Raw genomic sequence first — 26,594 nt, 5'->3', positions numbered from 1 at the left:
GCATCCAGGCCAAGCGCATGCAGCCGGCGAAGAAACCTGCGCCGGCTGTTGCGTGGCTCGCATCCCTCTGATCAAAGATGCATTGGCCAGGCGGCGCGCAACGCTCGGTTACGTTTTGCTTTTGGGTGTCGCTTACTCGCCGCGGAACACCGCCGGGCGCTTGCCGTGGAAGGCTTCGACCCCTTCCTTGAAATCTGCCGAGCTGCGCAGGCGGCTGTAGCAATGGCCTTCCATCTCAATGGCGACCGTCAACGGCGAGTCTTCGTTGTCGTTGATCAGCTTCTTCGCGGTGCGCTGGGCCAGCGGCGAGAATCGGCGCAGCTCATCAACCAACGCGTCTACGGTGCTTTCCAGCTCGTTATCCGGCACACACTCAGTGGCGATGCCCCAGTCGTAGGCTTGCTGCCCGGTGATGCGCTTGGCGCGCATGACCATGTGCTTGGTGCGGGTGATGCCGATGATCTTCTGAAGCCGCGCGGAGCCACCCGAGCCCGGGATCTGGCCGAGGTTCTGCTCGGGCAGGGCATAGCGGGTCGTCTCCGAAGCGATACGGAAATCGCAGGCCAGTGACAGCTCGAAGCCGACACCGAAGGTGTAGCCGCGGTTGGCCACGATAACCGGCTTGGTGCAACGCACCGGCGCTGCAACGTTCCAGGCCAGTTTGGAGACGTGCTCGGGAGATGCTTCGAGGAAGCCTTTGATGTCACCGCCGCTGGAGAAGTGCTCGCCCTCGGCGCGCAGGACGATGACACGCACGTCCGGGTGAGCATCCAGTGCTTCAAAAACTTCGCGCAGCGTATCGCGCTGGCTCATGGCGATAACGTTGAACGGTGGACGCCCCAGAATGATGTCGGCGCGTTCGCGTTCGGTATTGAGCTCGACGGTAAAGCCGTCAAAGGAGGTTTCCAGGAATTGGGCGATCTGCTGGCTGTTCATGTCTGATGTTCCTACGTGCGAAAAGGGGATTCAATTAGTGGTCACGGGCTGGCCGTACTCGGCGACGAGTACGCGGCGCAGGACCTTGCCGACCGGCGATTTGGGGATCTGGTCGACGAATTCGTAACGACGCGGGCGCTTAAAGCGCGCCAGGCCGGACGAGACGCAATGGGCGTCCAATTCATCTTCGGTAATCGGATGGCGCAGCTTGATGAACGCAGCGATCAGCTTGCCCCACTGTTCATCCGGCAAGCCCACCACGGCGACTTCCTCGACTGCCGGGTGGAGGGACAGGGCATTTTCGATCTCGGCGGGGCTGACGTTCTCGCCGCCGGTGATGATCAAATCATCGACGCGGCCGGTGACGAACAGATCGCCATCGTCATCGAAATAACCGGTGTCGCTGGTGTAGTACCAGCCGTCGCGAATGGATTTGGCATCCGCATCTGGCCGCTTCCAGTAGCCATCGAAGGCTTCGTCGCTGGAAAGGTCGGCGATGATCTGGCCTTCTTCGTTGGGCTTGCACAGGTCGTCGGCTGACTGGGCGTCGAGCGCCACGACACGGATGCGCTGGTTGAGCGCGCTACGCCCCGACGAGCCGGGCTTGCCGCTGGCCTTCTGGTCGATGGTGAAGGTGTAGATTTCCGAGCTGCCGTAGTGGTTGACGAATAGTTCGGGCTTGAATGCCGCCTCGACCCGTTGCATCAATCCATCGCTCATCGGCGCGCCGGCGAAGCCGAGCTTGGTCACGCTGGCGACACGCTCGGCGCTGAACGCAGCGTGTTCGATAAGCATGTGATAGAGCGTCGGCACCAGATACAGGTTGGTGATCTTCTCGCGCTCGATGGCGTTCAGCGTGGCTTCGACATCGAATTTCGGCACGCAGACGAAATGGCCGTCCAGCAATGCCATCGACAGCAATGAGCGCACGCCCATGGTGTGATACAGCGGCATCACGCCCAATGTGCACTCTTCATGGCCATACAGATTCTGCGCCACGTGCGCGACGGCGGAGGCGCGTTCGGCACGGTGACTTCGGGGTACGCCTTTGGGACGGCTGGTGGTGCCGGATGTGTAGAGCATCAGCGACCAGTCTTCGGGGCCGGCGCGCAGGATCGTTTCGCTTGGGGCGTCGGCAATCAGTTGCTCGAAGCTCATGACGTTGCCGTTGGTTGGCAGCCCGGAGCTGATGCATTGAACGCCATCGAATTCGCAGGCGCTGACAGCTTCGTGTGCCGAGTCGTCATGAATCACTACGCGTGCTTCGGCATCGCTGACGCACCAGCTCAGGTCGTCGGCGCTGCAGCGCCAGTTCAGAGGCGTCATGATGATGCCAGCGAACTGACAGGCCCAGTGCAAGGTGGCCATTTCCCAGCGGTTTTGCATGACGGCAACCAGGTGGTCGCCTTTTTTCAGGCCCAGTCGCTCAAGGCCGTGGGCGGCGTTCTGAATATCGGCGAACCAGGTCTCGTAAGTTTTCTTCAACTCGCCGTCGCTGATCGCCACCGTCTGCGGCCGGCGTTCGACCGCGGCGAGGAAGCTGCGTCCAAGATCAAACATTGTTGTTGTTCTCCACGGGGTTTTCTTGTCGTTTTTGTGCTACTTCGAGTACCGCCTGAACCATGCCGGTGTAGCCGGTACAGCGGCACAGGTGGCCGGACAGCATGTCGCGAACCTGGGTTTCGTCCGGGTTCGGCACGCGTTCGAGGTATTCCACGCAGGACATCAGAATGCCGGCGGTACAGAAGCCGCACTGCAGCGCGTGGTGGCGGCTGAATGCCTGTTGCAGATCATTCATGACGTCGTCACGGGCGAGCGACTCCACGGTATCGATCCGACGCTCGTGAGCCTGTACCGCCAGCATCAAGCAGGAGCGCGAGGCCACGCCGTCCACGAGCACGGTGCAGGCACCGCAGACGCCATGCTCGCAGCCCACGTGTACACCCGTGGCGCCCAGCTCATGGCGCAGAAAGTCGCATAGCTGCATACGCGGCTCCGCGAGCGCTTCGCGCTTCCGGCCGTTGAGTTCCAACTTGACGGGATAGCGCTGGTCAGCTGGCGCGTGCATGGGTATTGCCCTCGATCAGTTGTTGGCCCAGTTCGCGGACCAGCTGACGCCGGTATGCCGCGCTGGCATGTACATCGTCCTGCGCGCCGAGCGACCAGGCGAACGTGTTGAGTGCGTCTTTCAGCTCCGCGCCAAGGGGCAGGCGGCGCAGGACGGCGCGGTCTGCAACGCCGCCGACGCCCAGATCCACATGCTCTTGCCGAATGCAGGCGGCCAGCGCGACGAGCGCAAAATCACCGTGGCGCATGGCGATTTCCTGGAAGCGATAGGTGACACCCGCTTCGCATAGCGGAAAGTGCACTTCAACGACCAGCTCGTCCGGGCGCTTTTCGGTGGTCAGTACGCCCTGGAAAAATTGCGCTGCGGCGATTTCCCGACGTTTGCCCTTGAGTGACTCAAGCACCACGGTGCCGCCAAGCGTGACCAGGCACAGGGGGATTTCCGCGCTGGGATCGGCGTGAGCGACCGAGCCGCAAACGGTGCCGCGATTGCGGGTTTGGAAGTGGCCGATCCAGGGCATGGCCTGGGCCAGCAGTGGTACTTCGTCGGCCAGGCTTGGGCGATCCATCAGCTCGACCTGGCGCACGGCGGCGCCGACCACCAATCGACCTTTTTCCAGATTCAGGTAGTGCAAGTCGCTGGCATGGTTGATGTCGATCAGTACTTTCGGCTGTGCCAGGCGCATATTCAGCACCGCCATCAGCGATTGACCGCCAGCGATGACTCGGGCCTGTTCGCCGTGCTCGGCGAGCAACTGCAGCACTTCGCGCTTGTTGGCGGCGCGGACGTAATCGAATGCAGCAGGTTTCATTTCGCACCTCCCAAGCCCAGCAGGGCGAGCAATCGTTGCCAGGGGCTGGTCTTCACTGGCTTGCCGGTCAGGCGCTGGGCGAGGCGGGTGAATATCTGGCCGATGATCACTTTCGAGGCGCTCTGCAGCATGCGTCCGCCCACGGCAGCGACCTTGCCGCTCACGGCTGCGTCGTAGGCGTATTCCAGTCGCGTATGGCCGTTGTCCAGCTCGACGAAGGTGACCTTGGCGCTACCGGTCGCCGAGCCCATCGGACTGTTGCCCGAGCCGGAAAGGCGCAGCGAATGCGGCGGGTCCAGATCCGTGAGCCCAACACGCGCCGCGAAGCGAGCGCGGATCATTCCAACGCCTACGGTTACATCGGCGCGGTAATGGTTTTCGCTTTCCAGCTCGAGCGCATGGCAACCAGGGATGATCGACTGCAACGTTTCCGGATCGAGCAGGGCATCGAAAACCTGCTGTGGCGGCGCCGGAATTACCACCGAGTCCTGTGCCTGCAGCGCCGAGCCACCGGCGACCCGTGGTGCTTCAGACACCACGCCTTCGGGCGGTGGTGGCTCGTCGATGCCGATCATGCTGCGCACGCGTGACGGCGTCATCGGCAGCTTGATATCCGAACGGCCCAGTGCGTCGGCCACGGCATTGGCGATGCACACCGGTGTACTCATGTTGTTGCCTTCGCCCACCCCTTTGGAGCCAAGCGGGGTGAAGGGCGAGGGCGTCTCCATATGCAAAATCACCGGTTCCACGGCCTCGGGCGCAGTCGGTACCAGGTAGTCGGCAAAGGTGCCCGAAAGAAAGCTGCCGTCGTCGCCATAGGCGAACTCTTCCATCAGCGCGACGCCGAGCGCTTGGGTGAATCCGCCACGGATCTGCCCATCGACCAGCATCGGGTTGAGGATTCGGCCGGCGTCGTGGCAGGTGACGTAGCGGTCGATATGGACTTGACCTGTGATCCGATCGATTTCCACGCCGCAGTAATCGAAGATGAAGCCGTAACACAGCGAGCTATTGATGCAGTCGTTGTCGTCTGGAGCGGTCAGCTGAGGCGGCGTCCAGAAGGCGGTTTCGCGCAGTCCGCCTTCTTCATTTTCAGGGAGAAGGCCAGGCGACCAATGGGTTGATCCTGCAATACGATGGAAGGCTTGGCTGGGGCCGTCTTCAACGAAAACCTTGCCACCGGCGAAGCGCACCTGATCCGCAGGTACATCCCACATCGCGGCCGCAATACCGGCCATGCGTTCACGGATCTTTACCGCTGCGTTGTATACCGAGCCTGCGACCGCGCCAGCAAAGCGGCTGGAATAATTGCCCGATGCGATCGACCAGGCGTCTTTGCCTGTGTCCAGTTCGACATTGACGTTAATGCTGCCGAGCGCCACGCCCAGCACCTCCGCCACGATCTGGGCGACAACGGTCTGGTGACCCTGGCCCTGGGGGGTCGACGAAATATGGACCGTCACGCCACCAAGCGGGTCAACGCTGACGGTGGCCGTGCTGACCGCCCCGTTCTTGGGACCGCTCTTGCGCCGCTCTTCGGGCGTCATCGCGGTGGTGATGTAGCCCATGTTGGAAATCGACGGCTCGACCACGGCGGTGTAGCCGATGCCATAGAGGCGGCCCTCGGCACGTGCCTGTTTCTGGCGGCGCAGCAGTTCGTCGAGTCCACCCTCCCGAATGGCGAGGTCGACGGTTGCGGGATAGTCGCCTGAGTCGAGAAGGGCTCCAGCGGCAGCTCGATAGGGGAACACGCCCGCCGGAACCAGGTTGCGCCGAATAACCTGCAGCGGGTCCAGACCAAGCTGGACCGCGACCTCATGCATCAGGCGCTCCAGTGCGAAGTACACCTGGCCGCCGCCAAAACCGCGGTTGAGCCCACTGGGTACCTTGTTGGTGAGCACGACGCGGTTGCGCACCGACAGGTTGCGAATGGCATAGGCGCCGGACAGGTTGCCGTGCATACGGTAGAAGGTGGCGGGCTCCGGCGCGCGCAGGTAGCCACCGCAGTCGTCGATCTGGTCGTAGTGCAAGGCGACCACGCGGCCATCGCTCTCGACTGCTGCCTGAATCTCGCAGACGCGGTTGGTGGCGCTGGATGAGGCCTGCAGGTGCTCCAGTCGGTCTTCGACCCACTTGACCGGGGCGCCGACCTTGCGTGACGCCAGGCCCATGAGAACTACATAGGGGAACACCCCCTGTTTGATGCCGAAGCTGCCACCTGAATCTGGCGGCGTGCGCAGGCGCAGGCGGTTCCCTGCGACGTTCAGCGCACGTGCCATTACCGAGTGCAGCGCGTAGGGGCCCTGGAAATTGGAAAGGACGTCATAGGTGCCGGTGGCTGCCTGGTAATGTCCCAGAACCACATAGCACTCGATCGGAGTGCAGGAGTTTCGCGGGTAGTGGACCTTGATCGACACCCGGTGAGGCGCCTCTTCGAACGCCCGCTCCGGATCGCCGTAGCGGAAGTTACGCTCATTGACCACGTTGCTACCCACCGCCTCATGGAGTACGGGCGCTTCCTCTTGGGTGGCGGCTTCCGGATCGATGATCGGCGGTAACGGCTCATACTCGACCTGAATCGCGTCAAGCGCATCCTCGGCCAGATAACGGTCGTCTGCGATGACCACGCAGACGGGCTCACCCACATAGCGAGCCTTGTCCACCGCCAGGCACCAATGCTCCATGGGGGCACGGACGCCGACTGGAAAAGGGTTTGCCCAACGCTTGACGTCCTCTCCGGTGAGCACGGCATGTACGCCCTTCATGGCCAGTGCAGGCGAGGCATTGACCGAGATGATGCGAGCGTGCGCATGGGGCGAACGAACAATGGCAGCGTGCAGGGTGCCGGGCGGGGTGGCCATGTCATCGGCATAGCGGCCCAGCCCACGCAACAGCGCCGCATCTTCGACGCGAGCCTGGGAACGTCCGATCTGGCCGGCCTCGTTCCGCTCGGTGGGTTGGTACATATTCATTGCGGGACTCTTGTTCTGTTTGTGTCCCGAGTATTGGCAGACGTCGAATAGGTTGCCTTACCCCCCGCTACGGGTTTTTACCCATGAGTCGTCGGATTTACCTTTGAGTCTGATTTTGTGTGCGCTTTTAGGCGTGACGACATGTCAGCGGTACTGAAAAGATTACTGATGGAGCACGGCGTTGCGACCGGTGACGACAATTCGGTCCCGCAGCTAGCCCTTGCTGACAGCGCTGTCAGTTGGTGGTCATTCTGCTGACCCGTCCGGCAGGTTATAAGTGAGCCACAAAAATCTAATAACCTCGTCTGGCGTCCTATCGATGCGTACCCGAACCAAAGTAATTGCAGCCTTATGTGGATTAGTCGGCCTGGCTATCGCAGGCAGCTGGCTATCGAGCGAGCCTGCCGTTACCAAGGCCTTAACCTCCACTGCGGTTCCGGTGCGGGTTGTGGCCGTCGAGAAAAGGGATGTGGCGGCTTATGCAAGCGGCATCGGCCGAGTGGCTTCGCTGCACAGCGTGGTGATCCGTCCTCAAGTCGACGGCATGCTGACCCGCCACCACGTCCGGGAAGGGCAGTGGGTGAAGGCGGGCGAATTGCTTGCCACCATAGATGACCGTTCGATCCGCGCCAGCCTCGCCGAGGCCAAGGCGCAATTGGGGCAAAGCCAGGCGCAACTGGATGGAGCGGAAATCGATCTCAAGCGATACCGTTTGTTGATTGCCGACAACGGCGTGTCACGACAGACCTTCGATCAACAGCAGGCGCTGTTCAATCAACTCAAGGCTACGGTTTCGGGGCACAAGGCCGCGATTGCCGCAGCCGAGGTACAACTGTCCCACACTCAGATTCGGTCGCCGGTTGCTGGCCGGGTGGGCATTCGCAATGTGGACGAGGGCAACTTTTTGCGGATGAGCGATGCCGAGGGGTTGTTTTCGGTCACGCAAATCGCACCCATTGCGGTGGAGTTTTCGCTGCCGCAAGGGATGTTGCCGACCCTGAAGCGGCTACTCGATGCGCCGGAATCAGCAATCGTCAAAGCCTACGTGAGCGATGACAGGTCGGCGCAGAACGTGCTCGGGAAAGGCCGCCTCACCCTGATCGACAATCAAATCTCCACCACCACCGCCACGCTACGGGCTAAGGCCGAATTCGATAACGGCGACCAGAACCTTTGGCCCGGGCAATTGGTGAACGTCAAGGTGCAGACCGCGCTCTACAAGAACGCGCTGGTCGTCCCGCCCAAGGCGGTGCTGCGCGGCCTGAACAATCACTTCGTCTATCGGCTCAACGGTGATGTCGCTGAGGTGGTGCCGGTGAAGCTGATTTATCGCGACAGCGAGACAGTCATCATCGAGGGCGCGCAAGCCGGCGATGTATTGGTCAGCGATGGTCAATCGCGACTTAAGCCGGGCACAAAAGTCGAGGTGCTCGAAGCGCCATCGGAACAGACGCTTGCCATACAGGCGCAGCAATGAGCAGCCGGGGTTCGGTATCGACCTGGTGCGTCCATCACCCGGTCGCGACCTTGTTGCTGACCTTCGCCATGCTGCTGATGGGCTTGATCGCCTATCCCCGATTGGCGGTTGCCCCGTTGCCAGAGGCGGAGTTTCCGACCATCCAAGTGACGGCGCAGCTACCTGGCGCCAGCCCGGAAACCATGGCGTCATCTGTGGCGACGCCGCTGGAAGTGCAATTCAGCGCGATTTCCGGCCTGACGCAGATGACTTCAAGCAGCGCACTGGGCTCGACCAACCTGATACTGCAGTTCTCCCTCGACAAGAGCATCGATACCGCTGCGCAGGAGGTACAGGCCGCGATCAGCAGTGCAGCCGGCAAGTTGCCACAGGATATGCCGAGCCTGCCGACCTGGAGAAAGGTCAATCCCGCTGACAGCCCCGTGCTGATTCTCACCGTCAGTTCCGCCTTGATGCCTGCGACGGAATTGAGCGACCAGGTCGAAACCGTGCTGGCAAGGCAGCTCAGTCAGATCGAAGGGGTCGGGCTGATCAATATCACCGGCCAGCGTCGCCCGGCCATCCGCGTGCAGGCATCGCCGGACAAACTGGCGGCGGTCGGCCTCACCCTGGCGGACATTCGCCAGGCGATTCAGAACACCAGCCTCAACCTGGCCAAGGGCGCGTTTTATGGCGAGTCGAGCATCTCGACGATCTCGACCAACGACCAGCTGTTCCAGCCCGAGGAATACGGGCAACTGATCGTCTCCTACGTCGATGGTGCTCCGGTGCACCTGAACGATGTGGCGCGGGTTACGAGCGGATCGGAAAATGATTACGTGCGCGCCTGGTCGGGCGATGAACCAGGCCTAAACCTCGTGATCAGGCGTCAGCCCGGCGCCAACATCGTCGAAACGGTGGATCGCATTCTGGGTGAACTGCCGCGCTTGCAAGCCCTTCTGCCCGCGTCGATCGAAGTTACTGTACTCAACGATCGTACCGAGACCATTCGCGCCTCCTTGCACGAAGTGGAACTCACGCTGTTGATCGCGGTGGTGCTGGTGATCGGCGTGATGGCGCTGTTTCTGCGGCAATGGTCGGCAACCCTGATCGTATCCAGCGTGCTTGGCGTTTCGTTGATCGCCTCACTCGCGCTGATGTATGTGCTCGGTTTCAGCCTGAACAACCTGACCCTGGTGGCCATCGTGATCGCGGTGGGTTTCGTAGTGGACGATGCGATCGTGGTGGTGGAAAACATTCACCGTCATCTGGAGGCCGGCGAAGGCAGGCGCGAGGCTGCGATCAAGGGTGTCAATGAGATCAGTTTCACGGTCATTTCGATCAGTGTCTCGCTGATCGCGGCGTTCATCCCGCTGTTGTTCATGGGCGGTGTGGTAGGACGGTTGTTCAAGGAGTTCGCGTTGACAGCCACTTCCACCATTCTCATTTCCGTGGTGGTTTCCCTGACGCTGGCGCCGACGCTCGCCGCGCTATTCATGCGGGCTCCTGATCATGACGCGCAGCAGCGTCCCGGTTTCGGCGAGCGGCTGCTAAGCCGCTATGCAAACGGCTTGCGCCGCGCGCTCGCGCATCAGCGAATCATGCTTGGGCTGTTCAGCCTGACACTGGCGTTGGCTGTCTCGGGCTACGTTTTCATCCCGAAAGGGTTCTTCCCTGTGCAAGACACCGGATTCATCCTCGGTACCACCGAGGCGGCGGCCGACATCTCCTACCCGGACATGGTCGAGAAGCATCTGGCATTGGCGAAGATCCTTGGCGAAGACCCTGCGGTCAGAGCGTTTACCCATGCGGTGGGCGTGACCGGTAGCAACCAGACCATTGCCAATGGACGCTTCTGGATCTCGCTGAAGGATCGCGACCAGCGCGACGTTTCCGCCAGCGCCTTCATCGATCGGGTAAGAGGCAAGCTGAGGGCGGTGCCGGGCGTCGTCTTGTACTTGCGTGCGGGGCAGGACATCAATCTCGGCGCGGGTCCCAGTCGCAGCCAGTACCCATATGTGCTCAAGGGTAATGACGGGCCCACGCTCAATACCTGGACGCAGCGGTTGACCGAAAAGCTGCGGGAAAATCCGGCATTCCGTGACATCTCTAACGACTTGCAACTGGGGGGCAGCACCACGCACATCAGCATCGACCGCGCCGCTGCGGCACGCTTCGGCCTGACCACCAACGATGTCGATCAGGCCCTGTACGACGCTTTCGGCCAGCGGCAGATCAGCGAATACCAGACCGAGACGAACCAGTACAACGTCATTCTCGAACTTAGCCGGCATCAGCGTGGCAGAGCGGAAAGCCTCGATTATTTCTATATGCGATCCCCGTTGAGCGGCGAAATGGTGCCACTGTCCGCGGTGGCGAGGATCGACGCGCCTGTCAGCGGGCCGCTGTCGATCAGTCATGACGGTATGTTTCCCGCGTCCAACTTGTCGTTCAATCTCGCCTCTGGGGTGGCGCTTGGCGATGCGGTGAGCATGCTTGAGCGGGCCAAGAACGAAATCGGCATGCCGACCGAGATCAGTGGCAGCTTTCAGGGCGCGGCGCAGGCCTTCCAGAGCTCGCTGGCGAGCCAGCCCTGGCTGATTCTCGCTGCGCTGGTAGCGGTCTACATCATCCTCGGCGTGCTGTACGAAAGCTTCGTTCATCCCTTGACTATCATTTCCACGTTGCCTGCGGCGGGGCTCGGCGCGTTGGTGATGCTCTGGTTGTTCGGTCAGAACTTCTCGATCATGGCGCTGATCGGGCTGGTGTTGCTGATCGGCATCGTCAAGAAGAATGGCATCTTGCTGATCGACTTCGCCCTGGACGCGCAGCGCAGCCGTGGCCTGTCGCCACAGGACGCCATCTACGAGGCGTGTGTCACTCGCTTCCGGCCCATCATCATGACGACGCTTGCCGCAATGCTCGGTGCGGTCCCGCTGATCATCGGCTCCGGTCCCGGAGCGGAGCTGCGTCAGCCGCTGGGTATGGCGGTGGTGGGCGGCCTGTTGGTCAGTCAGGCGCTGACGCTGTTCACCACGCCGGTCATATACTTGTGGCTCGAGCGGCTATTCCATCGGCGCAAGCCAACCTTGCAGCCAGCGACCAATCATTGAGGCTGGGCCATGCGTGTTCTGGTTATCGAAGACGAAGAGAAAACCGCTGGTTATCTGCACCGGGGCTTGACCGAGCAAGGCTACACGGTGGACCGCGCAGGTGACGGTGTCGAAGGGCTGCACTTTGCGCTTGAGCGCGATTATGCAGTCATCATTCTTGACGTCATGCTGCCTGGACTCGACGGTTTTGGCGTGCTTCGCAGCTTGCGGGCACGCAAGCAGACGCCGGTAATCATGCTTACCGCGCGCGAGCGGGTGGAAGATCGCGTTCGGGGCCTTCGCGAAGGGGCCGATGACTACCTAGGCAAACCCTTCTCCTTTCTCGAACTGGTGGCCCGCTTGCAAGCCCTTACGCGGCGCGGCGGCGGTCACGAGCCGGTACAGATCAGCATTGCCGACCTTTGGATCGACCTGATCAGCCGCAAGGCCACCCGGGCTGACGTTCGCCTGGACCTCACCGCCAAGGAGTTTGCGCTACTCAGCGTGCTGGCGCGGCGTCATGGGGAAATCTTGTCGAAAACCGCGATCGCTGAAACGGTGTGGGACATCAATTTCGACAGCGACGCGAACGTCGTCGAAGTCGCCATCAAGCGCTTGCGAGCCAAGCTCGACGGTCCCTTCGAGCACAAGCTTCTGCACACCATTCGTGGCATGGGGTACGTATTGGAAGACCGTCGTGTCTACTGACTCTATCGCGCTGCGCCTGAGCGGCATGTTCACGCTCGTGGCGACGGTGATCTTTTTATTGATCGGTTGGACGCTTTACCACCAGGTCGGCAAAGGCCTGGGGCTGCTGCCAGAGGCAGAACTGGATGCGCGTTATAGCGTGCTCGAGTCGGCCCTGAATCGCTATGGAACGCCTGAGCACTGGGCCAAGATAAGCGCCAAGCTCACGCTCCTTCGCAAGGAAGACAGCCGCATCCGCTTCTGGGCGGTCAGTGACGATCCTCGTTTCGAATTCGGTGACCCGGACGAACAACTGCGTAGTTTCGCCCAAGGACCGGAAGGCATGCGCGACCTGATGCTCGATGGCTACGGCTATCCGATAAAAGTCCTGCTACGCGAATTGCCAGCCAAGGACCAGCGTCCACCTGTGCGTTTTTTGATCGCCATTGATACCGAGGCGTTCTGGCAAACCCAGCGCCACCTGCTCTTGGTACTTGTCAGCTTGGCCATCGTTGGCGTCCTGCTGGCAGCGGCTCTGGGGTATTGGGTTGCTCGCATCGGCCTGAAACCGTTGATCACGCTGTCCGATGAAGCCCAGAAGCTGACGCCGCCGCGACTCTCCGGCCGTTTGCAGCTCTCGTCGCTCCCGCCTGAGCTGAAGCAATTCGCCAGTGCCTTCAATACCACGCTCGAACGGGTCGAGCAGGCCTACGGGCGCCTTGATTCGTTCAATGCCGATGTGGCCCATGAGCTGCGCTCGCCACTGACGAACCTCATTGGGCAAACGCAGGTGGCTTTGAGCCGGGGGCGATCGGCGGATGACTATTTCGAGGTTCTGCAATCGAATCTTGAGGAGCTCGAGCGGCTGCGCTCCATCATCCTCGACATGTTGTTCCTGGCGAGCGCAGACCAGGGTAGCAAGGCGACTGAGCTGACATCGGCTTCGCTCGCCGCTGAAGTCGCCACCACCCTGGACTACCTGGATTTCATTTTCGAAGATGCTCAGGTGAAGGTGCAGGTCAGCGGCGACGCAACGGTGCAGATCGAGAAGGCTCACATGCGGCGTGCGCTGATTAACCTGCTTAACAACGCGGTGCAACACACCGCCGCAGGGCAGAGCATTCAGGTGTGGATCACTGAGCGGGAGGATCAAGTCAGCATCGGCGTCGCCAACCCGGGCGAGGTCATCGACAGCGAACACTTGCCGAGACTGTTCGAACGGTTCTTCAGGACCGACCCTTCGCGCAGCAACAGCGGCGCCAACCACGGACTTGGTCTTGCCATCGTCAAGGCCATCGCGCTAATGCATGGTGGCGACGTTTTCGTGCGCAGCGCTGACGGCGTTAATACGTTCGGCATGCACTTGCCCGTGCGGCCGCCCAAAGCGGTCTGCGGAGGCAAAGCTGGTCCGGCCGGCGGGGCGAGAAGCGATGCCGATCTTGGCTTGAAAGCCCATCAGTGAATTTCATTCGGTTATCGATGTGGCCGTCTCAAGGCAGGGGTGAATTACAAAGCTGGCCGGTCTTGCACTCTTACACTCTGAGTCAGCCCAAAAGGCGTTTCGGTACTAGGCTCTCTGTGCACCAGCCGACTTGACGCAGAAGGAGAGCAAAAATGGTTCGTCTTACCGCTAAAGATTTTTCCCCCGAATTGCTGGAGCTGTACGACTACTATGCCCACGGCAGGATCAGCAGACGCGAGTTTCTCGATCGAGCTGGGGCTTTCGCTGTCTGTGGTCTGACCGCAACCACAATCCTTTCCGCGCTGAGTCCGAATTACGCCCTTGCCCAGCAGGTGGAATTCACCGATCCGGCTATCATCCCCGAGTACGTTTCCTACCCATCGCCCGAAGGTCACGGGCAGGTCCGTGGTTATCTGGTTCGTCCCGCCAATGCCACCGGCAGATTGCCGGCTGTAGTTGTCGTTCATGAAAACCGTGGGCTCAACCCCTACATCGAGGATGTCGCCCGGCGAGTGGCCAAAGCAGGGTTCGTCGCGCTTGCCCCGGATGGCCTGAGCTCTGTGGGCGGCTATCCCGGTAACGACGATAAAGGCCGAGAGCTGCAGCAGACAATCGATCCAGAAAAGCTCGTGAATGACTTCTTCGCTGCCGTCGAGTGGCTGATGGATCATCCGTTCACAACTGGGAAGGTGGGAATTACCGGTTTCTGCTATGGCGGCGGCGTGGCCAATGCCGCCGCCGTTGCCTATCCCGAGCTCGGCGCTGCGGTCCCCTTCTATGGACGCCAGGCCGACGCGGACGACGTAAGCAAGATCGAGGCGCCACTGTTGCTCCATTATGCTGAGCTCGACACGCGCATCAACGAAGGCTGGCCGGCCTATGAACAGGCGTTAAAGGCGGCGGGCAAGACCTATGAGGCTCATATTTACCCTGGCGCGAACCATGGTTTTCACAACGACTCCACCCCCCGCTACGATGAGGCTGCGGCCGAGCTGGCATGGGATCGCACATTGGAGTGGTTCAGGCGCTACTTGGCGTAGGTCCAGATGTAAAAGGAACGTTCTGATCGCTTGATTTTAAAGGAGACGCAGAATGGATCAGTTCACAGGCGGTTGCCTTTGCGGCAACGTTCGGATAACGGCGTCGGGACCTCCATACCGGGTCGGCCTTTGTCACTGTCTCGACTGCCGTAAGCATCACGGGGCGCTCTTTTATGCTGCTGCGGTCTTTCCTCAAGACGCGGTGACCATCGATGGCGAAACACGTGATTACGCCGGGCGGTTTTTCTGCCCCCGCTGCGGCTCGTCCGTTTTCGCACGTACCGCGGATGAAATCGAAGTAAGCCTGGGATCGCTGGATGCCCCTGACCAACTGATGCCAACCTACGAAAGCTGGATCGTCCGACGTGAGTCCTGGTTGCCGCCGTTTCCGCTCATAAGACGATACGAGCAGGATCGTGACGCCACGGGTCGCAGCGAGTAGAGAAAGGGAAAGCTGTACGGCCGGAAACACTGTGGTTGGGCGCCGCAAGCCGAGCACGACCGCGATCAACACGAAGAGCTGACCGCCAAGAAGCTCGAACAAGGCTAGCTGCGAGCCAACTCCCGACTCGTGCTCTATTCCTGTTAGCCCGAGAAGTCCAGCATCCGCTTGCGCTTGTTCGGTGCACTGATCAGCTCGCCGGGCAATGCGTTCTTCAACAGACTTCCCGCCTGGTCACTAGCCACCACTCCCGGTAGCACGGGCGGCTCGATCTTAATGCCCGAGCCTTTACCCGGCGCGCCACCAGCATTGATCTTGGCCATCGGCCCGCTGATGGTGATGCCACCGGGGTCGAGTTTGATGAAGCTGCCGCCGGCAGTGAGGGTGAGTTCGACGCCGGCTTCGATGAGCATCTTCTGGCCTGCCTTGAGGTGGATTTCTCTACCGGCTTTGGTCAGTTGTGCGGTGCCGAGTTTGATGTGTCGGTTCTGTCCGACGGTGAGGTGGTCGTCGGGTTTGACTTCGACCTTGCGCTCGGCTTTGACGGTCAGGTGTTCCTCGGCCTGCAGCTCGGTGTAGCTATTCTTTTCGACCGTATCGTGGCGTTCGTGGCCGACGCGGATCTTCTGGTCGTGCTCGATGTTTTCGTCCCAGTCGCGCTGGGCATGTAGGTAGATCTGCTCGGCGCCTTTGCGGTCCTCGATACGCAGCTCGTTGTAGCCGCCACCGCCTGGTGAACTCAGGGTCTTGAATACGCTGCGGGTTTTGTTCGCCGGCAGGTCGTAGGGGACCTGGTGCTCGGCATGGTAGAGGCAGCCGGTCACCAAGGGTTGGTCAGGGTCCGCTTCAAGAAAGGTGACCAGCACTTCCATCCCGACACGCGGAATAGCGATACCGCCATAGCCGTCTCCGGCCCAGTTGCTGGCGACGCGCAGCCAGCAGCTGGTCTTGTCGTTCGCTTGGCCTTCACGGTCCCAGAAAAATTGCACCTTGATTCGACCGAACTCATCGCAGTGGATTTCCTCGCCGGCGGGGCCCGTGACGATTGCGGTCTGGGCGCCAAGTACGCGGAGTTTTGGGTGGCGCAAAGCGGGCCGGAAGGGAACATCCCATGGGGTCGCGACAAAACGGTTGCGATAGCCTTGAGTGAAGTGTTCGTCCGCCGAACTAAGTCCTTCTTCCGGTTGAGCTGTGTGGGCGCGCCTTTGCTGACCTGAGCTATTGGTAACCGACTCCTCCAGTACCTGTGGCTGTTTGCCTTCGTGGAGCACCTCGGTCAGCAGCCAGAGGTCGTTCCATTCCCGGCGGGGGTGGTCGGAAATTTCCAGCAGGTGCCCGCTGACGAGTGTGGGCTGGTCGCTGCGGCCTTCAGCCTGCCGATAATCGGTACGGTGGCGTTCCCAGGCACGCTGCGATAGATGCTTACCGCGGGTGCGATCCGTGAAGCGCCCGGGGTAATCGTAATCTTCTAGGTTAGATCCTGCTGCGCTCTGCTGTTCGGGCCCCTTGTGGCCGGCTTCCATCACCAGGCGCGGCTGTTCGAAGTCGTAGTCGCGCCGGCTGACGCGGTTGGTACGGGTCTCCAGGCGGACGGCAAAGCGCTTGATCACAGGCTCGTCGGCTACCAGCCCGCTGTCCTGGAGATAGGCGGTGGGTTGGCCGAGTTTGGGAAAGCTCGTCTGGTCGTCACCGAACACCAGGACGTGGCCTCCCGAGCTGTGCTCGAAGTGATAGTGGATGCCTTCTTCCTCGCACAGGCGCTGGACGAAATGCAGGTCGGTCTCGTCGTATTGGGTGCAATAGTCACGCTCCGGATAGACCACCGGGCCGAGTTGAAAACGATAGGCGTCTGCCTGGATGCCGTGACCTTCGAGCACCTGGGCGATGATCTGCGGCACGCTCAGGTGCTGGAAGATGCGCTGATCGGTACGGTGCGTCAGATAGACCAGTTGCGGAACGATCGCCAGTCGGTAACGGGTCAGGCGTTTGCCGGATTCGCCCTGAGCGACGCGATGAATCAACCCGTGAATGCCATTGCCGGCGGGAGAGAGTTCCAGGAATGCTGGCTTGTGCAGCAGGCTCTGCAGGTCCAGGTCAGGGCGTTCGCTAATCAACTCGAGGTCGAAGCGATAGGGCTGGCTGATGGCTTCGCGACCGGTAAAAGCGAGTACCTGCAGGTCGTGTTCGACGCCTTCGATGGTAAGGCTGAAATGGGTGTCATTGGCCGCGTTAAACATGGCGCCTCCTTGTTCTCATGTCATCCGTGGGTGCGCCCGAACCAGCGCCGCAGGCGGCTGGGTGCGAGGCGGTGAAAAATGTCCAGCAGGTGGGCCACGCTGGCCGTGCGCTTATCGGTATCGAACGCCAGCGCCGAGCGCAGCGTCAGCCAGCCATGGGCTGGGAAATTCGGTGGGCACCGCAACTCTTTATCCAGAGCCATAGCCTTGGCCTGCTTGGCACTTAGTCGGCGGAACGGGTGCTGGCCGCTCGCAAGTTCGAACAGCAGGCAAGCGAGCGCGTAGACATCGCTGAGCGCGGACGGCTCTGCGCCGTCCAGCAGTTCAGGGGCCGCATAGCGCGTCGTCCAGGCCTTGAATCGGTTGCGAGACAGACTCGGCAGCTTCTTGAGGATGCCCTCGAGTGGCTGGCCGAGCCCGTAGTCGAACAAGCGCAACCCGTCCTCCGCAAGTATTACGTTGCTCGGTTTGATGTCGCCGTGGATCACGCCGCGGCTATGGGAGTAGGCCAACGCGTCGATCAGCGGCAAGGCGATTTCGCGCAGCTCATCCCAGGCGAGGCCATCAGGGCGCTCGCTGAGTAACTGGTCGAGGGTCGGTCCCTTGAGAAATTCGAGGGTGATAAAGGCGCGTTGGCTGGCCGCGTCCACGTCGAAGCCGAACAGTCGCACGACATGGCGATGGTTCAGCCGTGCGGTCAGGGCGAACTCGGTGTAGAGCAGCGCATGGGCGTCGGGGTATTCGGCGAAATCATTGCTCAGGGTTTTAAGCGCGATGTAGGGCTCCGGGTCGCCAAACTGTTCGCGTAACAGGTCCCGAGCGCGATAGACCGCGCCCATGCCGCCGACGCCGAGCAGCCGTTCGATCCGGTAGCGTCCGCCTAAGACCTGCGGCAATTCGCCGGTACTGATGGTAGGCGGCTTCGGAGTACCCGGCGCGGCAGACGTAGAGGCGAAGGCGAAGTAGGTCAGGTCCGAAGCCGGCTCGGCACGCAGGGGCTCGCTCATCGGCGTACTACCACCGCGCTAAGGTTGTCCCGCGCCGGGCCGTCCATGGCCTGGTCGCACAGCCGTTGCAGCGCAAGCGTCGTCGATGGCGAGTTGAGTGCTGCACCCAGTGCGTCCGGCGACAGGCTCTGGTAGAGCCCATCGCTGCACAGCAGCAGGGTATCGCCTGGATAGACATCGAACTCGAGAATATCCAGCACCAATTGCTCGCTGGCGCCGATCGCGCGAGTGAGCGCATGCGCAGCGGGGTGACGTGCGGCTTCCTGCGGGGTTAAGTTTTGTTCGTCGATCAGTTGCTGTAGCAGCGAATGGTCACGTGTGAGCTGGTAAAGACGGCCGCCACGCCAGAGGTAGCAGCGACTGTCGCCGGCCCATACGCATGCGGCACGATCGCTTTCCATCAGCAGGGCGACCACGGTACTGCCGGTCACCGGGTCGGGGCGGTCGGCGGTGACCGTCAGTTCCTGGCCGAGTCTGCGGTTGAGGTCGTGCAGGCAGCGACGCAGGTTAGCCAGGCGTTCGGCCAGACTGCCTTCCGGCAGCTCGGCCAGCTGCTCGACAATCAGGCGGCTGGCCAGCGCGCCGTTGTGGTGGCCGCCCATACCATCGGCGACCACCCACAAGCCTTGCTCGGGGAAGTCGAGAAAGGCGTCTTCATTGCGTGCGCGAACCTTGCCGGTGTCGGTCCGCGCGGCGCTACGCCAGCCATGGGCCAGGCTTGCGGTAATCGTCATCACAGCGTCGCCGGCAGCTTGAAATCACGCAGCAAGTCGATGTCGAATGGGTTCGGCGAGCGCTGGCTGTGCAGCAGATAGTTGGCGTGACGGCCGCCCAGATTGGCCTTGAGCATCAGCACGTCACGGCCGCTGTGGTAGTCCACTTGCATCAGGTCCAGCAGACGGAACAGCGACCAAGGACCGGTGTTCTGCTCGATGCCGACACGGTGCCCGCCGAGCTCTTCGACTACCAGGCTGGTGCGTCCGTCCTCGGCGTCGGCAGGCCAGCTGAAGGCGGTTTGCACGATCGGGCCGTGGCGGTATTCCATCTGCTGATTGCCGAAGCGGAAGTCGGCGCGGCCCAGGCTCGAATCCAACGAGTAAGGCTCAAGCTTGAAGCGGATCTGCGGCTCGTTCGGGTTTTCGGCGAAGAAGCTGCGGCGGATGGTTTGCGCGTTGCTCATTTGCGAAAGGAACTCGCGTGACAACGGCAAGCCGCGGCCATCGACACGACGCAGTTGGTACCGGCCAGCGCTGCCGCTGACGAAGGGTTTGAGGTAGCGATCGAAGAAGCCTTCAGCCACGCCCTGTGCCTTGAAGAACTCGCGGAAGTCAGCGATGGCAACATCACTTTCGCTGTAGGCGCTGAACGGATAGCGCTTGCGCAGCGAGCCTTTGTAGAACGCGTACAGTTCACTCTGGTAGCGCTGGTTGAGGTAGTGATAGGCGTCGTTCAGGACCAGCGTCCAGCTGTCTTCGGCGAGCAGGCCGAGCCAATTGCCGATCGGATGCGGCAGACGCGCTGCGCTGGCGCGTAACTGGTTGATCGCATCGCGCTGGCCTCCCATGCGTGCCTTGGCGAGCTCGAACGCGGCCTGATCCGGCGCGCTGGAGTGGGCCAGGCCCGCCAGTTGCAGCTGTAATGCGTCTAGGGCCTGTAGCGTCGGGACCAGTTCGGCGCCGGCCCCTGCGTTGTCGTCGAGCAGGCGATGCAACGGTTCGAAGCGACGCTCCAGGGTCTTACGCGCAGTGTCCGGAAGATTCTTGGCCAGTGCAGCCTGAGCCTGCTCAGCTGCGGCCGATGCCAGCTTGGCGGCTTTGCCCAGCTTGCCATTGGCGTCCTTGAGCGCATCGGCGGCTTCTGCGGCGTCGCCAGCGGCGTCCACGGACCCGGCAAAGCGGGTGTTGTCGCGCACTTCGACCAGCAATTGCAGCAGCGGCGAATTGGCAGCGCTCAGCCCGCTTAGCAGTACGGCGCCCTGACCGGCGCCAGCAATAGGCTCCAGCGACAGTTGTGCGACTGCTTCGCTCCAATAGTTGGCGTAGTCTCGGAAGTAGAGCTGCTCCATCTCGACCATCAGGCGTCCAAGGTCCTTGAGGCTCAGGCTATCGCCCTCGCCGAGCACCCAGTTGTCACGCAGGATCTCGCGCACCAGGTCGCTGCCCTGGGCGACGTAGAACTTCTGATAACCGTTCTGGGTGTAGAAGCCGGGAATGGCGTAGTCGCTGCCGTTGAACAGCGCGCCCTGAGGTCCGAGACGTTGGCTGAAACGATAGTCGGGCAAGCTGCGAGCCTGGTCGCGCAGCATGCGGTAGACGACGTTGGCCAGCGATTCGCTGCGTAGCACCTGACGTGCCTCGGCGACGAGCTGGTCATTGAGCGCATACGGAGCGAAGCCGTCGCTAAGCAGCCGCTCGAAATGGGTGTTAAGGCCGTTCTGTGCGACCGAGTTGCCGGCGTAGCGCAGCGACCAGTCGGCGGCGATCCAGTCCTTGAGAAAGCTGTCGTCGCGACGCTCTTCCAGGTTAAGCATGAGGTAGGCGCGCAGGCTGCCGAGCAAGCGCTCGCGATCAGCGAGATTGGCGCGTATCTGGGCTTCGAGCTGGCGCGCTACGCGGGGCAGCAGAAGGCTTTCCAGCTCCCGGCGGTAGGCTTGATGGAGTGTTGAGTCGACCACCTCGCCCTGGTAAAGCCCGCCACGTTGCAGGTAGGCCACCTCGGCTTTGTTCGGGAACACCTGTGTCGCCGCATAGCTGGTATCCAGCGCCTTGAGCGTGCGCAGCGCGTCGTCCTGGGCGGTGATGCTCTGCTGTTCGTCGCTCAGCTGATCGGCCAGGCTGCGCAGCTGTTCGAGCCGTTCGTGGTTACCGGAGAAACCGTTGGCCCAGAGCGCGCCGAACAGTGCCAGGCAGGCGAAGCTCGCGGCATACAGGGCGCGCTGGCCCCAGTCGATGCGGCGTACTTCCTTCTGATCCAGTCCGGCGAGGTCAGCTTCAGGGAAAATCACTCGGCTAAGCAGATGATTGATGAAACGCGCCCGGCCACTGTGCAAGGTCGGCAGGGCGTTGCTGGACAGCCCGAGATTACGGCCGATGCCACTGGTGAGCGGATCGAGCCCACCTTGTAATTGCGGTGCACTGGTCAGGTAGAAACCGCGCAGCTGGCTGGCGCGTTGGTAGCGGTTGCCGGAGAACGCCAGCTCGACGAATAGACACAGGCGCTCGCCGATCTGACCGAGCTGATGGGGGAAGTCGAGGATGCGTCCACGGCGCTGGGTATCGCGTTCCTGGTGCATGCGCAGGATGACCTGGCTGTTGAGCCGGCGCAGCAATTCCTCGAATTCGCCGCGGACCACGTTGACGTCGGTGCCGTCCTGCTCCTTGCGAAAGCTAGCGCCGAGCACCTGGTCACTCTCTTCACGTGACAGCTGATCGAAGAACTCGTCGAAGCCAAGCACTTTGTCCGCCTTGCTCAGCACCAGATAGACCGGCACGTCGGCGCCCAGGCGTTGGTGGATCTCATGCAGGCGCTGGCGGCTCTGGCGTGCCAGGGTCTCGAGCTCCAGTTCGCTCGATTGCAGCAGCCGCTCGACCGGGATATTGACCAGCACACCGTTGAGCGGCCGCGCACGGCGGCGGCGCAACAGGCCGAGCAACGTATCCCAGGCCTTGCTGTCGACGGAAGCGTCGGGCTGGGTTAGGTAGCGACCGGCGGTATCGATCAGCACCCCGTGATCGGCGAAGTACCAGTCCGCATAGCGCGTGCCAGAGACATCCTTGGTCAGGCGCTGGTTTTCGCCGCGGTTGAGCGGGAAGTCCAAACCGGAAAAGTCCAGCAGCGAGGTCTTGCCGCTGCCTTGGGGGCCGAGCAACAGGTACCAGGGTAGGTCGTTGCGCCATTTTTCGCTGCGCCCGCGATACAGGCTCGAACGCTTAAGGGTGCGCATGGCGTCCCGGTAGCGCTGGCGCAGGATGCCTTGCTCTTCGCTGACCAAGCCCTCGCGGCGCAGGCGCTCCTGTGCCTCTTCGTCGCTGGCCTCGGCCTGCTTGCGGCGAGTGCTACGCCAGCTGGTGAAGACGATGAACAGTCCCCAGGCCAGGCATAGGCCGGCGATGGTCAGCAGGCGGCTGGTCGAGGATTCCCAGAATTTGTAATCGTCCACCGCCAGCAGCGGTCCGACGAACCACACCAGCAGGGCCAGTACCAGCAGGACGCATAGGCTCCATACCCAGGTCTTGCGGAAAAACGCGGCAAGCTTGCCGAAAAAAACCTTCATGGCATTACGTCCTTGTTACGGCTGAGGCTCGACTTGAACGGTCGGATCGACGGGTTGGTACGGCTGCAGAACGGTGTCGCGATGCTCGCCCAGTACCCAGGCGAAGCCTGCATATAGCATTCCCAGGCAAATCAGCGTGAACAGCGCGACCATCCACCAGGGCACGATGCGCACAAGACGACGACGCGTGTCGCGCAGGCCTTGCCAGTGCGGTGAAACCTCACGCGGCACGTCGCCGCGCAGCTGGCGGATCTGCCGGTAGAGGCTGTCGCGTACCGCTTCGAGTTCGAGCATGCCGCGCGGCAGTACGCGGTACTTACCCTCGAAGCCCAGCGACAGGCAGAGGTACATCAATTCCAGCATCGGCAGATGCTTGACCGGGTTGCGCGAGAGGCGCTCGAGCAGCTGGAAGAACTTCTCGCCGCCGAAGGTCTCGTTGTGGAAGCTCGACAGCAGACTCATCTGCGACCATTCGCTCTCGTTACCCCAGGGCGTGGTGACCACCGCTTCGTCAATCGCGGTACACAACACGTAGCGGGCGGCCATGACCTGACTGCTCTCGGCGCCGTCGTGCAGGGCGCGGTGTTCGAACAGCCTGAGCTCGCCAGACAGGCGCTGGTTGAGGGCATGCAGGTCTTCGCCTTCGTAGCTGTGCTTGAGCCGCACCACTTCTGAAAGCAGCGAGGATGCGGCCGCGACCAGCGGGTTAAGGCTGATGTTGAAGGTTTCGGCCGGGCGCAAGCGCGCGGCGTAGATCATCCGCTCCTCGAGCTGCTCGAATTTGGGTGGCGCACTGAAGTCTGTCAGCGGGCTCTGTGCCGGGGCGTCGCCGTGGCGATTGAGGATGACGGTCTTGTCGTCCTGTCCATAGTCCATTTCTCTGATCATGTCGGTCAGTCCCTGATCGCCCAGAATTTCAGCTCAAGCCCGGTGAATTCGCCGGACACGTGGAAGGCGAAGCCGCCGGAACGCTCCAGCTGCGCCAGTTCCTCGGAGCTCAGCTCCAAGGCGAAATAGGTCTTGCCGGAGTGGAACGGGATCTGCCGCGGCGCCACCGGCAAAGGCTTCACCTTGATACCCGGCAGGTGCAGGTTGACCAGCTGGCGGATGCGCTCCACCGGGCCGACTTTCAGGTGCGCGGGCAGGCGTGTGCGCAGCTCCTCGGAGTCGCATTGCGCGCTGGCGGCGAGCACGAAGGAGGCGCTGCCTAACAGCTTGTGATCGTGCAACGGCGAGACCTGGATGCCGTACTGGCGTTGCTGCAGCAACAGCTCGATGGCGTGCTGCTCGAGTACCATCGACAACACCTGACGGATCGCATCCATCAACTTGCGGAACGACAATCCCTGGTCGTTGTGCAGGTAGCGGCCATCCAGCCGCGGTCGTTTGGTCTCGCTGGAGAAGGTCGCCAGTTCGCCGAGCAACCCCAGTAGCTCGCGATAGATCTGTTCGGGATGCACCCGGTCGATGCCCAAGTAGTGGCGCAGCACCGGCTCGTAGCGGTTGATCAGCTGTAGCATCATGAAATCGCCGACCTCGGCGCCGCCAACCTTGCCGGTCGCGCGGATACGTTCGGCCAGGATGTCGCCGCGATGGCCGAGCATGCTGATTACTTCCTTCAGGCAGGACAGCAGATAGCCGGACGCCTGGAAGTCGATAAAGGTGGGGATGTACTCGGCGTCGAGGCTGATGACCCCGTCCGGCGTGGTGTCGAGGATGTCGCAGAGCTTGAGCTTTACGTAAGCCTGGTCGCTCTGCTGCTCGCCGAGCAGCAGGCGAAAGTCCGGTCGGCCGGTGCTGACCTGGCTGCTGCTGCTATCGCCAGCGTTGGAGTCGGCGACTTCCTCGTCAAAAGCGGTATAGCGCGCCAGCACGTCCTTCTGCTCTGGCCGGCGACTCTCGATGTGATTACCAGTCACCAGCGGTAGAGCCAAGTAGACCGGGGTGTTACCGGTGTTGGGCGGTACGTCCAGGGCCAGTGGCTCACGCTCGGCGCCAATCTCGAAAAGGCTGCCATCGGGAAGCAGGCCGCTGGCCTGGCTAAGTACCAGCTTGCCCATGTTGAGGAACTGACGGTCAATCTCCAGCCCAAAGAAGCCCCAGGCGTAGTGACCCAACTTCTGGGTCCGCAGCTTGAGCTGCGCGTCGTAATAGCGGTCGCTTTGCTGGAAATGCTGCGGACGCAGCAGCATGCCCTCCTGCCAGATCACTTTGTTCATGCTCATCGATCAGTTCCCCTTCGCGAGCGGATCGCCGACTTGAATGCCGTGCTCGTCGAGACTCAGCTCGATGTGGTTCCGCGCCTTGTGCTGCAGAGGAATGACGAAACGCCAGTTGGATTCGGGTAAGTCGCGGTAGGCGGCCAGCACGCCGACGTAGCGGCTGCCATCCTGAACGAAGAGCTTGAGGTCGCGCTGCTCGCCCGGGCGCAGTTCCAGCTCTTCCTGAATTACCAGGTCCGGGGACAGTACCTCCTTGGGCCGCTGATAGAGCGAGAAGAAGTCGGCGTTCTCGAACGCCACCGGATGCTTGAGTTCCAACAGGCGAATCACGACGGGCGAGGGGCGGCCGTTGAGGTCGGGGTTGAGCCGGTCGCTCCCCTGCAGCGACAGGTCGAGCTTGGTCAGATCAGAATTGGGCGAAAGTGCCGAGCAACCGCCGAGCACGGCCAGCGCCGCGAAGACAGCGGCGGGGAAAAAGCGAGACATGAACATCATCCTTGAAGGTCGGTGTTGAGTGTGGCGATCAGGCGTACCTGCTCCTCATAAACCTGGGCGAAGTCTCGAGCGAACAGCCGTTCGCTCCAATCGTCGTCACGTTGCATGGCCAGATGCAGGCGTTTATAGGCGCGCCAGCGACTGCCGGAAGTAGAAATCAGCGGCTTGTTGTCACGCTCGAAGCGCAAGGCCAACTGATCTGGGGAGAATTGCTCGAGCATGCTCTTGATGGCGGCGCGGCTGGCGGCCAACATTGCCACCTGGTGCGCCTGCAGGTCGCGATAAGCACGGCTCACGGCCTGCTCGGCTGGCAGCTGACCGGCTTTGCCACCGCGCAGCAAGAGGTTCAGCGCTTCGCCGGTGTCGATGCTATGTTTGAGCGGGTTGTTGCCGGCGCTCTGCACGGTGGTTAGCGACAGGCGCATCTCGTTTTTCAGCTCGCTCCGGGTGCGCAGCGCCTGCTGCAACCCACCAACGTTTTGCTTGAGCAGGCCGGCGGCTTTGAGCGCTAGCGCTTGGCGGGCTTCTTCATCTAGACCCGCTAGATCAACGCCCAACGCTTCGCCGAAGCGTGCCCAGAAGTCGGGCGGCAAGCGTTCTGGCTCGGGCGCGACCTTGGGTTGGGCGGACAGCTTGTTGGGCATCACCAGTTCGGGAATCTGCAGATTTTCTTCGTCGATCTGTGCGTAGTCACGCTGTTGCGCCTGGGCTCGTGACGGGGCGAGCACGGCGGTCAAGTCGTCCACCTCGGCGTATACGCGCTCCTGCTGGTCCATTGCGGTCAGCGGATCGAGGTCGAGAAAAGCGTCGTCGGGAATGATGCTGCCGGCTGGCTGCGGACGCCCGATGTCACCTTCGAAAGAGGCCGGGTCCTGGATCAGCCGAGCGCGGATTTCGAAGTCGCCCAGGCAATAGACGCTGCCGTGCTCGATTCTCTGCGCCCGACCCTTGTCCAGGCTGGCGCCAGTATCCTTGAGCTGAATGCCGTTGCTGCTGGTGTCGGTGAGGAAGAACGCGCCGTCCCGGTAGCTCACCTCAGCGTGGCGGCTGGACAAGACACGCTTGCGGTCCGGTATCACCCAGTCGCAATCCTCGGCACGGCCAATAGTGCCGCCGGCCTGCTTGAAGGTCTTGCTGCTGATGAGGCCTGGCGCAAATTGCTGTGCACTGACCATATCGAAAACCAATTCCATGGCTTTTTTCCTCCTGGTGAGTCAGTTGCCGCGAGCAGACACCTGCGGATCACCCAGCGGGCGATACTCGTCGTCGTTGAACTTGTAATTGCCGGAGCAGCCGGCAAGGGCGAGGGATGCAGCGAATAAAACGAGGGCGCAATAGCGGGCTAGCACGCGACTTCCTCCTTGAATGCGTGTGGGCAGACGGCCTCGCCCGCC

Annotated in this window: 19 protein-coding genes and 1 pseudogene; 6 read left to right on the top strand and 14 right to left on the bottom strand. The window is 61.8% G+C overall.

The window, feature by feature from the left end; translation table 11 throughout:
• Nucleotides 1-132: 132 nt before the first annotated feature.
• The 5 genes from NAV33_RS17045 to NAV33_RS17025 are packed head-to-tail and all read right to left on the bottom strand — an operon-like array spanning nt 133 to nt 6,787.
• Nucleotides 133-936 carry an enoyl-CoA hydratase/isomerase family protein gene (locus NAV33_RS17045; protein WP_255982227.1) on the bottom strand — a complete coding sequence of 268 codons (804 nt, stop codon included), beginning with the start codon at nt 934-936 and terminating at the stop codon, nt 133-135.
• A gap of 30 nt (nt 937-966) precedes the next feature.
• Nucleotides 967-2,496, bottom strand: coding sequence for an AMP-binding protein (locus tag NAV33_RS17040; RefSeq protein ID WP_255982225.1), 1,530 nt, complete (start codon nt 2,494-2,496; stop codon nt 967-969).
• Entirely contained in the window at nt 2,489-3,004 is a 516-nt protein-coding gene (locus NAV33_RS17035) for a (2Fe-2S)-binding protein (protein ID WP_255982222.1), read from the bottom strand. Before NAV33_RS17035 ends, NAV33_RS17040 begins: the two co-directional genes overlap by 8 nt.
• A complete protein-coding gene (locus tag NAV33_RS17030; RefSeq protein ID WP_255982219.1) occupies nt 2,988-3,815 on the bottom strand; it encodes an FAD binding domain-containing protein in 828 nt (275 codons plus the stop codon). The genes NAV33_RS17035 and NAV33_RS17030 overlap by 17 nt, the downstream gene beginning before the upstream one ends.
• Nucleotides 3,812-6,787, bottom strand: coding sequence for a xanthine dehydrogenase family protein molybdopterin-binding subunit (locus NAV33_RS17025; RefSeq protein ID WP_255982216.1), 2,976 nt, complete (start codon nt 6,785-6,787; stop codon nt 3,812-3,814). Before NAV33_RS17025 ends, NAV33_RS17030 begins: the two co-directional genes overlap by 4 nt.
• Nucleotides 6,788-7,106: 319 nt before the next feature.
• Between NAV33_RS17025 and NAV33_RS17020 the strand changes: the two genes are divergently transcribed.
• From NAV33_RS17020 to NAV33_RS16995, 6 genes and pseudogenes are all read left to right on the top strand, one after another.
• Entirely contained in the window at nt 7,107-8,264 is a 1,158-nt protein-coding gene (locus tag NAV33_RS17020) for an efflux RND transporter periplasmic adaptor subunit (RefSeq protein WP_255982214.1), read from the top strand.
• Entirely contained in the window at nt 8,261-11,356 is a 3,096-nt protein-coding gene (locus NAV33_RS17015; RefSeq protein ID WP_255982212.1) for a multidrug efflux RND transporter permease subunit, read from the top strand. Before NAV33_RS17020 ends, NAV33_RS17015 begins: the two co-directional genes overlap by 4 nt.
• A 9-nt stretch (nt 11,357-11,365) precedes the next feature.
• A complete protein-coding gene (locus NAV33_RS17010; RefSeq protein WP_255982210.1) occupies nt 11,366-12,043 on the top strand; it encodes a heavy metal response regulator transcription factor in 678 nt (225 codons plus the stop codon).
• Nucleotides 12,033-13,394, top strand: a pseudogene (locus NAV33_RS17005) (heavy metal sensor histidine kinase); the annotation flags it as partial. The gene NAV33_RS17010 and the pseudogene NAV33_RS17005, both read left to right, overlap by 11 nt.
• Nucleotides 13,395-13,636: 242 nt before the next feature.
• On the top strand, nt 13,637-14,524 hold the full coding sequence (gene yghX, locus NAV33_RS17000) for a YghX family hydrolase (RefSeq protein ID WP_255982208.1): 888 nt from the start codon (nt 13,637-13,639) through the stop codon (nt 14,522-14,524).
• 52 nt (nt 14,525-14,576) lie between these two features.
• On the top strand, nt 14,577-14,966 hold the full coding sequence (locus tag NAV33_RS16995; RefSeq protein ID WP_255982206.1) for a GFA family protein: 390 nt from the start codon (nt 14,577-14,579) through the stop codon (nt 14,964-14,966).
• 143 nt (nt 14,967-15,109) lie between these two features.
• Here the strand turns inward: NAV33_RS16995 and tssI are convergent, their stop codons facing one another.
• From tssI to NAV33_RS16950, 9 genes are read right to left on the bottom strand one after another with little or no spacing between them, the layout of a single operon-like run.
• On the bottom strand, nt 15,110-17,203 hold the full coding sequence (gene tssI, locus NAV33_RS16990) for a type VI secretion system tip protein TssI/VgrG (protein ID WP_255982204.1): 2,094 nt from the start codon (nt 17,201-17,203) through the stop codon (nt 15,110-15,112).
• 20 nt (nt 17,204-17,223) lie between these two features.
• Nucleotides 17,224-18,210 carry a serine/threonine-protein kinase gene (locus NAV33_RS16985; RefSeq protein WP_255982202.1) on the bottom strand — a complete coding sequence of 329 codons (987 nt, stop codon included), beginning with the start codon at nt 18,208-18,210 and terminating at the stop codon, nt 17,224-17,226.
• Nucleotides 18,207-18,944, bottom strand: coding sequence for a PP2C family protein-serine/threonine phosphatase (locus NAV33_RS16980; protein WP_255982200.1), 738 nt, complete (start codon nt 18,942-18,944; stop codon nt 18,207-18,209). Before NAV33_RS16980 ends, NAV33_RS16985 begins: the two co-directional genes overlap by 4 nt.
• The gene (gene tssM, locus NAV33_RS16975; protein WP_255982198.1) at nt 18,944-22,483 is read right to left on the bottom strand and encodes a type VI secretion system membrane subunit TssM; all 3,540 of its coding nucleotides are present in this window, start codon (nt 22,481-22,483) and stop codon (nt 18,944-18,946) included. The genes NAV33_RS16980 and tssM overlap by 1 nt, the downstream gene beginning before the upstream one ends.
• Before the next feature lie 15 nt (nt 22,484-22,498).
• On the bottom strand, nt 22,499-23,371 hold the full coding sequence (gene icmH, locus NAV33_RS16970) for a type IVB secretion system protein IcmH/DotU (RefSeq protein ID WP_255982196.1): 873 nt from the start codon (nt 23,369-23,371) through the stop codon (nt 22,499-22,501).
• Between the two features lie 5 nt (nt 23,372-23,376).
• Nucleotides 23,377-24,708 (bottom strand): type VI secretion system baseplate subunit TssK, encoded by a 1,332-nt coding sequence (gene tssK, locus NAV33_RS16965; RefSeq protein WP_255982194.1) that lies wholly within the window; start codon nt 24,706-24,708, stop codon nt 23,377-23,379.
• A gap of 3 nt (nt 24,709-24,711) precedes the next feature.
• A complete protein-coding gene (gene tssJ / locus NAV33_RS16960; protein ID WP_255982192.1) occupies nt 24,712-25,191 on the bottom strand; it encodes a type VI secretion system lipoprotein TssJ in 480 nt (159 codons plus the stop codon).
• A 5-nt stretch (nt 25,192-25,196) separates the two neighbouring features.
• Nucleotides 25,197-26,393, bottom strand: coding sequence for a type VI secretion system-associated FHA domain protein TagH (gene tagH / locus NAV33_RS16955; protein ID WP_255982190.1), 1,197 nt, complete (start codon nt 26,391-26,393; stop codon nt 25,197-25,199).
• Between the two features lie 21 nt (nt 26,394-26,414).
• Nucleotides 26,415-26,549, bottom strand: coding sequence for a type VI secretion protein (locus NAV33_RS16950; RefSeq protein WP_255982188.1), 135 nt, complete (start codon nt 26,547-26,549; stop codon nt 26,415-26,417).
• Nucleotides 26,550-26,594 lie beyond the last annotated feature (45 nt).

The organism is Stutzerimonas stutzeri (genome assembly GCF_024448715.1).
In the GTDB taxonomy this organism is placed as follows: Bacteria; Pseudomonadota; Gammaproteobacteria; order Pseudomonadales; family Pseudomonadaceae; genus Stutzerimonas; species Stutzerimonas stutzeri_AR.
The sequence above is the reverse complement of the archived record's forward strand: the minus strand, read 5'-3'. Positions and strand labels throughout refer to the sequence as shown.